This is a genomic window from Mycobacterium sp. IDUB_3 (assembly GCF_055419585.1).
In genome coordinates, this window is sequence record NZ_JBVAXZ010000002.1 from 204,041 (window position 1) to 216,755 (window position 12,715).

A 12,715-nucleotide genomic window follows, 5' to 3' on the forward strand; every position below is an offset into this window, starting at 1 on the left:
GTTGGCAGCCGTGTTTGGCTTGAGTGGAATCTTGTCGCCCGATTTTCGAAAGGCTAACGGGTGAAAGGCTTTTCGATCGCGTCCCTGGTGAAGCGGGGGTGGATGGTGCTCGTCGCCGTGGTGGTGGTCGTGCTCGCCGGATTCGGCATCTATCGCCTGCATGGAATCTTGTGGTCGCACAGCAGCACGTCGGCCAACAGCGGCCTGTCCAACGAGATCGTTCCGTTCAACCCCAAGCAGGTCGTGCTCGAGGTCTTCGGCGCACCGGGCGCGACTGCGACCATCAACTACCTCGACGTCAACGCCCAACCGCGGCAAGTCAAGGACGCGCCCCTGCCGTGGTCGTTCACCATCACCACGACCGAGCCCGCGGTCATCGGAAACGTCGTCGCGCAGGGCAACGGGGACACCCTGGGTTGCCGCATCACCGTCAACGGAGAAGTGAAAGACCAACGCACCGTCAACAAAGTCGACGCCTACACCTTCTGTCTGGATAAATCTGGATGAGCAACGATCAACAGCCGCGGCCGTTCGTGCCGCGCACCATCCGCCGGCTGGCGCTGCCGATCCTGCTGTTCTGGGTCGCGCTCGCCGCCCTCACCAACATCGCGGTGCCGCAACTGGAAGACGTGGGCAAGACCCACAACGTGGCGCTGAACTCACCAGATGCGCCGTCGCTCAAGGCGGTCAAGCGCATCGGCGAGAAGTTCGGAGAGTTCAACACCGACAGTTCGGCGATGATCGTGCTGGAAGGCGACAAGCCGTTGGGCGCCGACGCCCACCGCTTCTACGACGAGATGGTCCGCAGGATCGAGCAGGACCACAAGCACGTCCAACACGTCCAGGATTACTGGGGCGACACTCTGACGGCGGCGGGATCGCAGAGCAGCGACGGCAAGGCCGCCTATGTTCAGGTGAACCTTGCCGGCAATCAAGGCTCGGCGTTGGCCAACGAGGGCGTCGGGGCGCTGCGCGACATCATCGAGCGCATGAAGCCGCCGCCCGGCGTCAAGACCTATGTGACCGGGGCGGCGCCGCTGATATCCGATCAGTTCGACGTCGGGAGCAAGGGCACCGCGAAGGTCACCGCGATCACCATCGGGGTGATCGCGCTGATGCTGTTCTTCGTGTACCGCTCGGTGCTCACCACGCTGCTGGTGCTCGCCACCGTGCTCATCGAAATGTCAGCCGCCCGAGGCCTTGTCGCATTTCTGGGTAACGCCGGCGTGATCGGCCTGTCGACGTATGCGACGAATCTGCTGACGCTGCTGGTGATCGCGGCCGGAACGGACTACGCGATATTCTTCGTCGGCCGCTACCAGGAGGCGCGCGGCACCGGCGAGGATCGCGAAAAGGCCTTCTACACCATGTATCACGGCACGACGCACATCGTGCTGGGCTCCGGACTCACGGTGGCCGGCGCGGTGGCCTGCCTGAGCTTCACCCGATTGCCGTACTTCCAAAGTCTGGGCATACCAGCCGCATTGGGCATCCTGGTCGCGCTGTTCGCCGCGCTCACCCTGGGGCCGGCGATCCTCACCCTGAGTGCGATGGTGGGCATCTTCGACCCCAAGCGGGCGATACGAACCCGCGGCTGGCGGCGCATCGGCACCGCCATCGTCCGGTGGCCCGGCGCGGTGCTCGCGGCGGCGTGCGCGCTGGCCCTGGTCGGCCTGCTCGCCCTGCCCGGCTACAAGACCAGCTATGACACCCGGCCCTACATGCCGGCCAGCGCGCCGGCCAACGTCGGGTACACCGCGGCGGAGAAGCACTTCTCGCGGGCCCGGCTGGAGCCCGAGCTGCTGATGGTCGAAACCGATCACGACATGCGCAACCCGGAGAGCATGCTCGTGTTGGACAAGGTGGCCAAGGCGGTGTTCCACGTTCCCGGCGTCGCGCAGGTGCAGACCATCACCAGGCCGCTGGGAACCCCGCTCGTGCACAGTTCGCTCGCGTTCGTGGTCAGCAATTCCAGCGCGGCGCAACAGCAAAACCTGACCTACCAACAAGATCGGGCCAACGACGCCCTCAAGCAGGCCAACGAACTCACCAAGACCATCAACATCCTCAAGCAGCAGTACACCCTGCAGCAGCAGCTCGCCGGCACCACTCACGACGAGACTCAGAGCTTTCACGACACGCTCGGTACCATCCAGGATCTGCGCGACAAGATCGCGAATTTCGACGACTTCTTCCGGCCGGTGCGCAGCTACTTCTATTGGGAGAAGCACTGTTACGACATTCCCGTCTGCTTCGCGTTCCGGTCCCTGTTCGACGCGCTCGACGGCATCGACCAGCTCACCGAGAAGTTCGAAAACCTCACCGCCTCGCTCGACAAGCTCGACGCGCTGCAGCCGAAACTGACCGCGCTGATCCCGCCGCAGATCCAAAGCCAGCAGACCAATCGCGATCTGACGCTGGCGAATTACGCCACGCTGTCCGGCATTTACGCGCAGACCGCGGCCGCGATCGACAACGCGACGGCGTTGGGGCGCGCCTTCGACGCGGCCAAGAACGACGACACCTTCTACCTGCCGCCCGAGGTGTTCAACAACCCCGACTTCAAGCGTGGCCTGAAACTGTTCCTGTCGCCGGACGGCAAGGCCGCCCGGATGATCGTCACGCACGAAGGCGATCCCGCGACGCCCGAGGGCATCTCGCACATCGATCCGATCACGAAGGCCGCGCACGAGGCCCTGAAGGGCACGCCCATGGCCGGGGCGGGCATCTACGTCGGCGGGACCTCCGCGACGTACAAGGACATCCAGGATGGCGCCAAGTACGACCTGATGATCGTGGCGTTCGCCGCGCTGAGCCTCATCCTGCTGATCATGATGATCATCACGCGCAGCCTGATCGCCGCGCTGGTGATCGTCGGGACGGTAGCCCTGTCGCTGGGGGCCTCGTTCGGCCTGTCAGTCTTGGTGTGGCAGTACATGTTCGGCATCCAGCTGTACTGGGTCGTGCTCGCGCTGGCGGTGATCCTGCTGCTGGCGGTGGGATCCGACTACAACCTGCTGTTGATCTCCCGCTTCAAGGAGGAGATCCATGCCGGGCTGAACACCGGCATCATCCGCGCGATGGCCGGCTCCGGCTCGGTCGTCACCTCGGCCGGAATCGTTTTCGCCGTCACCATGTGTGCGTTCGTGTTCAGCGGTTTCCAGGTGCTCGGTCAGATCGGGACGACGATCGGGCTCGGCCTGTTGTTCGACACGCTGATCGTGCGCTCATTCATGACGCCTTCTGTCGCAAGGCTTCTCGGACGCTGGTTCTGGTGGCCGCAACGGGTGCGCCCGCGCCCGGCGAGCACCATGCTGCGGCCCTACGGTCCGCGCCCGGCGGTTCGTCAGCTGCTGTTGTGGGACGACGACGACCCGGTGGCGATGTCATCAAAAGCTCGCTGATCCGGTTCCCCCGGCCGAGTCCACCGTTCTAGCGCAACCCCGTTGCTTTCCGGCGTGTGCTGGGGATCGGGTGGCCTGGATTTGTCGGTGGTGGCTGCGATGATGAGGTTATGTCTTCGACCGCATCCGCAGGCGCGTTGGTGGTGAGTCCTAGTGAGCGGCTTGAGGTGTTGTTCGAGGAGTTGGCGGAGTTGACCGGTCAGCGCAACGCGATTGATGGGCGCATCGTAGAGATCGTGGCCGAGATCGAGCGCGACGAGTTGTGCGGGGTGACCGGCGCGCGGTCGGTGCCGGCGTTGGTGGCCTGGAAGACCGGCTGTTCGCCGGCAAACGCGCACACGATCACCACGATTGCGAGCCGGCTGCAGGAGTTCCCGCGCTGTGCTCAAGGCCTGCGGGAGGGCCGGCTGTCGGCCGATCAGGTCGGCATCATCGCGGCGCGGGCCGGCGAGGGGTCCGATGAGCACTATGCGCAGCTGGCGCGTAGTGCCACGGTCACGCAGCTGCGCACCGCGGTCAAGCTGGAGCCCCGACCCGGACCCGAATCCCGGCCCGAGCTGGAGCGCTCGATCACTGCGACCGCCACCGAGCGGGGCAGCTGCTACCGGATCAGTTTGGGTCACCATGATGCCGCGAAGTTCGACGCCGCGTTGGCGTCTCATCGTGATGCGCTGATCACCGAGTACCAGCGCGAGCACGGCGACGGCGCGGGCGCGTCAGGTCAGCGGCCCCCGTTGCCTGGCACCGCCGAGGCGTTCATGCGGCTGGTCGAGTCGGGATGGGACGCCGAGGCGGTCCGCCGGCCCCACGGGCAGCACACCACGGTGGTGGTACACCTCGACGTCGAGCAGCGCGCTGCGGCACTGCATCTGGGTCCGCTGCTCACCGACGCCGAACGCCGATACCTGACCTGTGATGCCACCTGTGAGGTGTGGTTCGAGCGGCGCGGCGAGGTCATCGGCGCCGGACGGTCGACGCGGCTGATCAACCGGCGGCTTCGCCGCGCGCTGGAGCATCGCGACCGCAGCTGCGTGGTCCCCGGTTGTGGGGCCACCCGTGGTCTGCACGCCCATCACATTCGGCACTGGGAAGACGGCGGCCCCACCGAGTTGGCCAACCTGGTGCTGCTCTGCCCTTATCATCACCGGTTGCACCATCGTGGGATCCTCAATATCACCGGATCCGCAGGTGCACTTAGGGTCACCGACGACGCCGGCCGAGTGCTGAGCCCGGGATCGCTGGCGCGCCCACCAACCGGGCCCCCGCCCGCAGTGCCGCCGTGTCCCGGACCGACCGGCGAGCGCGCCGACTGGTGGTGGTACACACCTTTCCAACCCCAACCACCACCGACAAACAACTAACTCGACACGGGACCGGTCACCACCGGAACTGCTCAAACATGCTGGTGCACAAAGGAATCCGTTCACACTCGCGATCGCCGGTCAAGACGGTTGTGCGGGTACCCGCGACATATACGGGCCAAATCGTTTGTGGGCGATGCCAACCCGTCGCGCTAACGCAGCATCGTGGCGACGATCCCGGCCAGGTAGCCCAGCCGGGCGACCTCCGAGGGCCGGAATTCCGGGCCGGGGCGGCCGAGCACCACCGCGGTGTGCGGGTCGCCCAACGGGGCGGCGACCATCGTCACGTCCATATCGCGCCACGCCTTCGGCACCCACTCGGCGTTGCCGTCCAGCGTCGCGGCCCGCTCCAGGGGCAGCCACGGGGCCGAGTCCGCCTTGGTCTCCGGGGCGCCCGGACTGCTGGCCAGGCGCTGTAGCTCGCCGCCCGAGGCGCGCAGCACCGTGCACCAACTGACGCGCAGCACCTTGGGCGCCTCGTTGGCCAGGACCTGCAGTCGCGCCGCCTTGCCCTCGGCCGCGGCGACGTGGTCGAGGAGCTCGAGCTCACGATGCGCCTCCAGCAGACCGGTGTGCGGGCGCACGCTGTCCACCCGGACACCGGACAGGGACTCGGCGGCGGTGATCAGCGTGTCCGGCATGGCCCCCGGCGGCAGTTCGATCACCAGGTCGTCGGTCGCGTAACCCGCGCTGCGCTCCACGACGTCGAGCGACAAGATGTCCGCCCCCACCGAACCGAGCGCGACCGCCAGCGACCCCAAGCTGCCGGGCCGGTCGACGAGCTCGATGCGCAACAGATAGGAGGGCACGGCCAACACTGTTGCACAGGGATGTGTCAGCGGCATTTCGACGTACCCGGCCCCGCGATGGCCAACGGGCGTGCAGCGGCCCACACCTTCGCGGCTAGGCTTTCCAGTCGTGTCCCAGATCTCCCGCGACGAGGTAGCGCACCTGGCCCGGCTGTCCCGGCTGGCACTGACCGACAGCGAGCTCGACAGCTTCGCCGGCCAGCTCGACGCCATCCTGACCCACGTCAGCCAGGTGCAGGCGGTCGACGTCGCCGGCGTCGAAGCGACCGACAACCCGCTCAAGGACGTCAATGTCACCCGGCCGGATGAGTCGGCACCGTGCCTGACCCAGGCCGAGGCGCTGGCCGAGGCGCCCGCGGCCGTCGATGGCCGCTTCGCGGTCCCGCAGATCCTGGGGGACAGCGAGTGAACGAGATCATCCGGTCCGACGCCGCCACGCTGGCGGCTCGGATCGCCGCCAAAGAGGTGTCGTCGGTCGAGGTCACCCAGGCGTGCCTGGACCAGATCGCTGCGACCGACGACCGCTACCACGCCTTCCTGCACGTGGCCGCCGACGACGCGCTGGCCGCGGCCGCCGTCGTCGACGAGGCGGTGGCCGCCGGGGAACGGCTGCCGTCGCCGCTGGCCGGAGTCCCCCTGGCGCTCAAGGATGTCTTCACCACGGTCGACATGCCCACCACCTGCGGGTCCAAGATCCTGGATGGCTGGCGTTCCCCGTACGACGCCACCGTCACCTCGAGGCTCCGCGCCGCGGGGATACCGATCCTGGGCAAGACCAACATGGACGAGTTCGCGATGGGCAGCTCGACCGAGAACTCCGCCTACGGCCCCACCCGCAACCCGTGGGACGTCGACCGGGTGCCCGGCGGCTCCGGGGGAGGCAGCGCCGCTGCGCTCGCCGCGTTCCAGGCGCCGCTGGCGATCGGGTCCGACACCGGCGGCTCCATCCGCCAGCCCGCTGCACTCACCTCGACGGTTGGCGTCAAGCCCACCTACGGCACGGTGTCACGCTACGGCCTGGTGGCGTGCGCGTCATCGCTGGATCAGGGCGGCCCGTGCGCGCGCACGGTGCTGGACACCGCGCTGTTGCATCAGGTGATCGCCGGGCACGACACCCGCGACTCCACGTCGGTGAAGGCGGCAATGCCCGACGTCGTCGCCGCCGCCAAGGCCGGCGCGGCCGCTGATCTCAAGGGCGTGCGCGTCGGAGTGGTCAAGCAGCTGCGGGGCGACGGCTACCAGCCCGGGGTGCTGACCGCGTTCGAGGCCGCCGTCGAGCAGTTGACCGCCCTGGGCGCCGAGGTGAGCGAGGTCGACTGCCCGCACTTCGACTATGCGCTGGCCGCCTACTACCTGATCCTGCCGTCGGAGGTGTCGAGCAACCTGGCCCGCTTCGACGCGATGCGCTACGGGTTGCGGGTCGGCGACGACGGCAGCCACAGCGCCGAGGAAGTGATGGCGATGACGCGCGCCGCCGGCTTCGGGCCGGAGGTCAAGCGGCGCATCATGATCGGCACCTACGCGCTGTCGGCCGGTTATTACGACGCGTATTACAACCAGGCCCAGAAGGTGCGCACCCTGATCGCCCGCGACTTGGACGAGGCCTATCGCTCGGTGGATGTGGTCGTGTCGCCCGCGACCCCGACCACGGCGTTCCGGCTGGGCGAGAAGGTCGACGATCCGCTGGCGATGTATCTGTTCGACCTGTGCACGCTGCCGCTGAATCTCGCCGGCCACTGCGGCATGTCGGTGCCGGCGGGCCTGTCGCCGGACGACGACCTACCGGTCGGGCTGCAGATCATGGCCCCCGCCCTGGCCGACGACCGGCTCTACCGGGTGGGCGCTGCCTACGAGGCGGCCCGCGGACCGTTGCCGTCGGCGATCTAGGACAGCCCAAGCCCGGGTTCCCGGGCGATTTTGCGCTTGCACGCGCCATGGAGCCGCCGCCGAAGGCAAGATGAGGGGATGCGGATCGGAGTGCTCACCGGAGGCGGCGACTGCCCCGGGCTCAACGCGGTCATCCGGGCAGTGGTGCGAACGTGCGACTCCCGGTACGGCTCCTCGGTGGTCGGATTCCAGGACGGTTGGCGCGGACTGCTGGAGAACCGGCGCATCCAGCTGCAGAACGACGACCGCAACGATCGCCTGCTGGCCAAGGGCGGAACCATGCTGGGCACCGCCCGCGTGCACCCCGAAAAGCTGCGCGCCGGGCTGAGCCAGATCAAGCAGACCCTGGACGACAACGGGATCGACGTGCTGATCCCGATCGGCGGGGAAGGCACGTTGACCGCCGCGCACTGGCTCTCGGACGAGAACGTGCCCGTGGTCGGTGTGCCGAAGACCATCGACAACGACATCGATTGCACCGACGTGACTTTCGGCCACGACACCGCGTTGACCGTCGCCACCGACGCCATCGACCGGCTGCACAGCACCGCCGAATCGCACCAGCGGGTGATGCTGGTCGAGGTGATGGGCCGCCACGCCGGCTGGATCGCGCTGAACGCGGGCCTGGCTTCGGGCGCGCACATGACCCTGATCCCCGAGCAGCCCTTCGATGTCGAAGAGGTCTGCCGGCTCGTCAAAAGGCGCTTCCAGCGCGGGGATTCGCACTTCATCTGCGTGGTCGCCGAGGGCGCCAAGCCCATTCCCGGATCGATCGCGTTGCGCGAAGGCGGGATTGACGAATTCGGCCACGAGAAGTTCACCGGGGTGGCAGCCCAGCTCGGTGCCGAAGTGGAGAAGCGGATCAACAAGGACGTCCGGGTGACCGTGCTGGGCCACGTCCAGCGAGGCGGCACCCCGACGGCGTACGACCGGGTGCTGGCCACCCGGTTCGGGGTGAACGCGGCCGACGCCGCACATGCCGGGGAATACGGCCAGATGGTGTCGCTGCGCGGGCAGGATATCGGTCGGGTGCCGCTGGCGGACGCGGTGCGCCAGCTCAAGCTGGTGCCGGAAAGCCGCTACGACGACGCCGCCGCGTTCTTCGGTTAGCCGCGGCGCCAGGCGAACAACCGGTGGATCTCAGGGAACCGCGGCTTGAATTAGCCCGCTAATGATCCAGGTGGTTCGTAATTGCGACGATTTGGTGGTTTCCGGACCGGTCCTCAGGGGTTATACCGGGGGTATGAGCCACCGCGGTGCGATTCGCGGATTCGTTCAGCAATCCGCTGTCGCGGCGAGACCACCGGGCTCGCCGAATCAGATGCCAGGTCCGCGCAGGCGGCGCGCCGACGGCGACCCCGCAGCGGCGACTGTGCCGCAGTCCCACGGTCCGAATCAGCCCGTGGCCGGACCGCCACAACCTCCGCCGGCCGCGCCGTCGCCACTCCGGCGGGTGCCACCACCACCGCCTCGGCCCGAGCCGACGCTTGGCGCGACGGCGCTGGACCGCTTCGACGCGCACGACACGGACGCCGCGGGGTTCAACTGGCGGCAGCTGCTTCATCGCGTCACCGGGATCGAGGTCGGCCCGGGCAAAAACACGGCCTATGAGAACGAGCTGCGGCGACACATCCGCGCGACCGTGGGTGGCGCCTTCCCGATCGCCGTGCTCAACCTCAAGGGTGGGGTCGGCAAGACCACGGTGGTCGAGGCGCTGGGGTCGACGTTCGCCGCCGTGCGCGACGACCGGGTGCTGGCCCTCGATATCGATGCCGGAGACCTGGCGGAGCGCCACGGCCGGCGCAATCCGCACAGCATCGCCGACCTGCTGCACGGCAAACCGGCGGCGCAATACGAGGACATCCGCGCGCTGACGTATATGAACGGCTTCGGGCTGGAAGTGCTCGGGTTGCCGGACTCCGACTGGCGTCTGGAGCGCCCCGACATGCTGCGGGCCTTCTCGATGCTGCGAAACCAGTACTCGCTGATGTTGGTCGACTGCGTCAAAACGCTCAATTCCGGTGTGATGGACGCCGTTCTACCGGAATCGCGCGCCCTGGTGGTGGTCACCAGCCCCGCCATCGATGCGGTACGTAAAACACGGGCGACGCTGGAGTGGTTGTGCCACAACGGGTATCAATCATTGATGCAGTGGACCGTGCTGGCGGTCAACCACGTCGAGCCGGCCAAGGTCGACGGTGTGGCCGTCACCGAACTCGACCGGCTGTCCGCCCGCGTCGGCGCCACGGTGGTGCTGCCGTTCGACCGGCACGTGCACGATGGCCGAAAGATCGCGCTGGACCGGTTGAGCAAGGAGAGCCGGCGCAGTTATCTGGAGATGGCGGCCGTGCTGGCCGACATGTTCCCGGGCCGGGGAGGGCAGCGCGACCGCTTCCCGGCGGCGCGATCACCGCGCACGGGTTGATACAGGTGCACCACTGATTCGATCGGTGGTGACCCGCTTCGCCCGGCTCCGCCGCGCTCGCGATCACCACTAGGATCGAGCGCATGAGTGTTGCCGCCAGCGCCGATCTGATGGACTACGACGACGTCATCGCGCGTTTCGATCCGGTACTCGGCCTCGAGGTGCACGTTGAACTGTCCACCGTCACCAAGATGTTCTGCGGCTGCACCACCGCATTCGGCGCCGAACCCAACACCCAGGTGTGCCCGGTGTGCCTCGGCCTACCCGGCTCGCTGCCCGTGCTCAACCAGAGCGCGGTCGAGTCGGCAATCCGCATCGGGCTGGCATTGAACTGCGAGATCGTGCCCTGGTGCCGCTTCGCCCGGAAGAACTACTTCTACCCGGACCAGCCGAAGAATTACCAGATTTCGCAGTACGACGAGCCGATCGCAATCAACGGCTACCTCGAGGCACCGCTGGAGGACGGCACCACGTGGCGGGTCGAGATCGAGCGCGCGCACATGGAGGAAGACACCGGCAAGCTCACCCACATCGGCAGCGAGACCGGCCGCATCCACGGCGCGACCACATCGTTGATCGACTACAACCGCGCCGGCGTGCCGTTGATCGAAATCGTCACCAAGCCCATCGAGGGTGCCGGAGCCCGCGCACCGCAGATCGCCCGTGCCTATGTGACGGCGCTGCGAGACCTGTTGCGCGCCTTGGACGTATCCGACGTCCGGATGGACCAGGGATCGATGCGCTGTGATTCCAACGTGTCACTCAAGCCGACCGGTGCGACCGAGTTCGGCACCCGGACCGAAACCAAGAACGTCAACTCGCTGAAAAGTGTTGAGGTCGCGGTGCGTTACGAAATGCAACGCCAAGCCGCAGTCTTGGTGTCAGGTGGCCGAATCATCCAGGAAACCAGGCACTTTCACGAAGCCGGCGGCTACACGAGTCCGGGCCGCACCAAGGAGACAGCCGAGGACTACCGGTATTTCCCTGAGCCGGACCTAGAGCCCGTCGCGCCCAGCCGCGAGCTGGTCGAGCGGCTGCGTCAGACCATCCCCGAGCTGCCGTGGTTGAGCCGCAAGCGCATTCAGGACGAGTGGGGCGTCTCCGACGAGGTGATGCGTGACCTGGTCAACGCCGGGGCGATCGAATTGGTCACCGCGACCATCGGGCACGGCGCATCCAGCGAGCAGGCCCGCGCCTGGTGGGGGAACTTCCTGATGCAGAAGGCCAACGAGGCCAACGTGGTGCTTGACGAGCTGGCCATCACACCAGCCCAGGTCGCCGCGGTGGTGGCGCTGGTCGACGAGGGCAAGCTGTCCACCAAGCTGGCCCGCCAGGTCGTCGAGGGTGTGCTGGCCGGCGAGGGCGAACCCGAAGAGGTGATGACCGCCCGCGGTTTGGCGCTGGTGCGCGACGACTCGGTGACGCAGGCCGCGGTCGACGAGGCTTTGGCCGCCAATCCCGATGTGGCAGAAAAGATTCGCGGGGGCAAGGTGGCCGCGGCCGGCGCGATCGTCGGCGCGGTGATGAAGGCCACCCGCGGCCAGGCCGACGCCGCGCGGGTGCGCGAATTGGTGTTGGCCGCCTGCGGCCAGGGCTAGCGCCCCGGGTCAGTCGACCGACGGGCGAGACGTCAGCTCTTGTCGTCGCTGTTGCGCGGGAACCCGCCGCCCTGCGGGAAGAGCGGGAACACCACGTCGTCGAGCTTCTCGGCGTCCCCGGCCGTCTTGTTGACCGTTGCGCCCCAGACGTTTCCATCCGGCGACATGCGCAGCGCCCAGGCGTGCGCGTGGGTGTCCTTGCGAACGACGTCGGGCTCACCGGTGACGGCGCCGGTGGCCGGCGCCAACCGGACCGCGACCGTCAGCTTGGTGTTGATCAGGTTGACCAGCACGGTCCCGTCCATCGCCGCGCATCCGGCCACGCCCGGCTTGTCCGGCCAGGTCCATACCGTGGACACGTCCGACGTTTTGGTGATGCGCTGCAACCGATCCGCCGTCGGGGTGCGGTCGGCGACATACAGTGAGCCATCCACCGGGTCGGTGCACAGACCGCCGCCTGCGCCCACCCCGGACAGCGCGGTCGTCGGCGGCGCCTGGCCTACGGTGGTCGGCTGCTCGATCCGCAGCACCTTGCCGGCCAGCGATTTGGGGTCGGCGGCCAGCGCTGGATTGCCCGCGTCGCCGGTCATCACGACCAGCGTGGTGGGGCTGGTGAAGATCAACGCTCCGGTGTTCCCGGTGGCGCCCTTGGGGATTCCGGTCAGGATGTCCTTGGGGATGTCGCCGTCGGCCACCCGGATGACCCGGTTGTCGGTCGGCGTACTGATGTAGGCGTACATCAGGCGGTCCTGCGTGTATGTGGGCGACATGACGATGTCCATCAGGCCGCCATCCCCGGACCCGTCCACCGGGATCACCATCTTCACCTTCGGCTCGGCGCTGACGGAGATCTCCTTGACCGCCCCGGTGGTGCGCTCGGCGACGAGTGCGGTTTTGCTGTCGGGGCCCATGATCAGGCCGCTGGTGCTCTCCAGGCAGCCCTGCATCACCCCGGGAGCGGGGCAGGCCTTGGGAAATGGCGTGGGCGGCAGCGGCGGCGGTGGGGGAGGCGTCGAGCTGGGCTGCGGCTTCAGTTCGGGGGCGGTGGTGAACGGTTGCGATTGGGCGTCGTTGAAGCGTGCGCACCCGCTCGTTACCAGCACGAGGGCGCACAGCACGGCGAACCCGCGCCGAACCGACCGCCCCGATCGCCCTAGTCGCATGACCGTCAGGCTACGGACACTGCCAGCGGCGCCGCCACACACGTCCCCGATGGCCGCCGCCGAAAACG

10 protein-coding genes are annotated in these 12,715 nt (G+C 67.6%); 8 read left to right on the forward strand and 2 right to left on the reverse strand.

The genetic code is table 11. The features are described 5' to 3' along the window. Positions 1–60: 60 nt before the first annotated feature. From ACZYVJ_RS21820 to ACZYVJ_RS21830, 3 genes are all read left to right on the forward strand, one after another. Positions 61–507: an MmpS family transport accessory protein gene (locus tag ACZYVJ_RS21820; protein ID WP_463833273.1), complete on the forward strand. Its 447-nt coding sequence runs from the start codon at positions 61–63 to the stop codon at positions 505–507. Then, the gene (locus ACZYVJ_RS21825; RefSeq protein WP_463833274.1) at positions 504–3,404 is read left to right on the forward strand and encodes an MMPL/RND family transporter; all 2,901 of its coding nucleotides are present in this window, start codon (positions 504–506) and stop codon (positions 3,402–3,404) included. The genes ACZYVJ_RS21820 and ACZYVJ_RS21825 overlap by 4 nt, the downstream gene beginning before the upstream one ends. A gap of 110 nt (positions 3,405–3,514) precedes the next feature. After that, the gene (locus tag ACZYVJ_RS21830) at positions 3,515–4,765 is read left to right on the forward strand and encodes an HNH endonuclease signature motif containing protein (protein WP_463833275.1); all 1,251 of its coding nucleotides are present in this window, start codon (positions 3,515–3,517) and stop codon (positions 4,763–4,765) included. A gap of 152 nt (positions 4,766–4,917) precedes the next feature. Here the strand turns inward: ACZYVJ_RS21830 and ACZYVJ_RS21835 are convergent, their stop codons facing one another. Continuing rightward, positions 4,918–5,574 (reverse strand): ACT domain-containing protein, encoded by a 657-nt coding sequence (locus ACZYVJ_RS21835; protein ID WP_463833276.1) that lies wholly within the window; start codon positions 5,572–5,574, stop codon positions 4,918–4,920. 109 nt (positions 5,575–5,683) lie between these two features. On the opposite strand from ACZYVJ_RS21835, the gene gatC reads away from it, so the two are divergent. The 5 genes from gatC to gatB all read left to right on the forward strand — a co-directional run bounded on the left by gatC (position 5,684) and on the right by gatB (position 11,484). Continuing rightward, positions 5,684–5,983 carry an Asp-tRNA(Asn)/Glu-tRNA(Gln) amidotransferase subunit GatC gene (gene gatC / locus ACZYVJ_RS21840; RefSeq protein ID WP_463833277.1) on the forward strand — a complete coding sequence of 100 codons (300 nt, stop codon included), beginning with the start codon at positions 5,684–5,686 and terminating at the stop codon, positions 5,981–5,983. Next, positions 5,980–7,461, forward strand: coding sequence for an Asp-tRNA(Asn)/Glu-tRNA(Gln) amidotransferase subunit GatA (gene gatA, locus ACZYVJ_RS21845; RefSeq protein ID WP_463833278.1), 1,482 nt, complete (start codon positions 5,980–5,982; stop codon positions 7,459–7,461). The genes gatC and gatA overlap by 4 nt, the downstream gene beginning before the upstream one ends. Before the next feature lie 78 nt (positions 7,462–7,539). Then, the gene (locus ACZYVJ_RS21850; RefSeq protein WP_463833279.1) at positions 7,540–8,571 is read left to right on the forward strand and encodes an ATP-dependent 6-phosphofructokinase; all 1,032 of its coding nucleotides are present in this window, start codon (positions 7,540–7,542) and stop codon (positions 8,569–8,571) included. A gap of 292 nt (positions 8,572–8,863) precedes the next feature. Continuing rightward, the gene (locus tag ACZYVJ_RS21855; RefSeq protein ID WP_463833280.1) at positions 8,864–9,886 is read left to right on the forward strand and encodes a MinD/ParA family ATP-binding protein; all 1,023 of its coding nucleotides are present in this window, start codon (positions 8,864–8,866) and stop codon (positions 9,884–9,886) included. An 83-nt stretch (positions 9,887–9,969) separates the two neighbouring features. Then, a complete protein-coding gene (gene gatB, locus ACZYVJ_RS21860; protein WP_463833281.1) occupies positions 9,970–11,484 on the forward strand; it encodes an Asp-tRNA(Asn)/Glu-tRNA(Gln) amidotransferase subunit GatB in 1,515 nt (504 codons plus the stop codon). 32 nt (positions 11,485–11,516) lie between these two features. Here gatB and ACZYVJ_RS21865 read toward each other — a convergent pair whose 3' ends face one another. Beyond that, positions 11,517–12,647, reverse strand: coding sequence for a PQQ-dependent sugar dehydrogenase (locus ACZYVJ_RS21865; protein ID WP_463833282.1), 1,131 nt, complete (start codon positions 12,645–12,647; stop codon positions 11,517–11,519). Between the last annotated feature and the right edge of the window lie 68 nt (positions 12,648–12,715).

What these genes read in the sequence shown, in the direction of transcription:
- ACZYVJ_RS21825 (WP_463833274.1), top strand. Translation starts at nt 504, where the DNA reads ATGAGCAACGATCAACAGCCGCGGCCGTTCGTGCCGCGCACCATCCGC.
- ACZYVJ_RS21830 (WP_463833275.1), top strand. Translation starts at nt 3,515, where the DNA reads ATGTCTTCGACCGCATCCGCAGGCGCGTTGGTGGTGAGTCCTAGTGAG.
- ACZYVJ_RS21850 (WP_463833279.1), top strand. Translation starts at nt 7,540, where the DNA reads ATGCGGATCGGAGTGCTCACCGGAGGCGGCGACTGCCCCGGGCTCAAC.
- gatB (WP_463833281.1), top strand. Translation starts at nt 9,970, where the DNA reads ATGAGTGTTGCCGCCAGCGCCGATCTGATGGACTACGACGACGTCATC.
- ACZYVJ_RS21865 (WP_463833282.1), bottom strand. Translation starts at nt 12,647, where the DNA reads ATGCGACTAGGGCGATCGGGGCGGTCGGTTCGGCGCGGGTTCGCCGTG.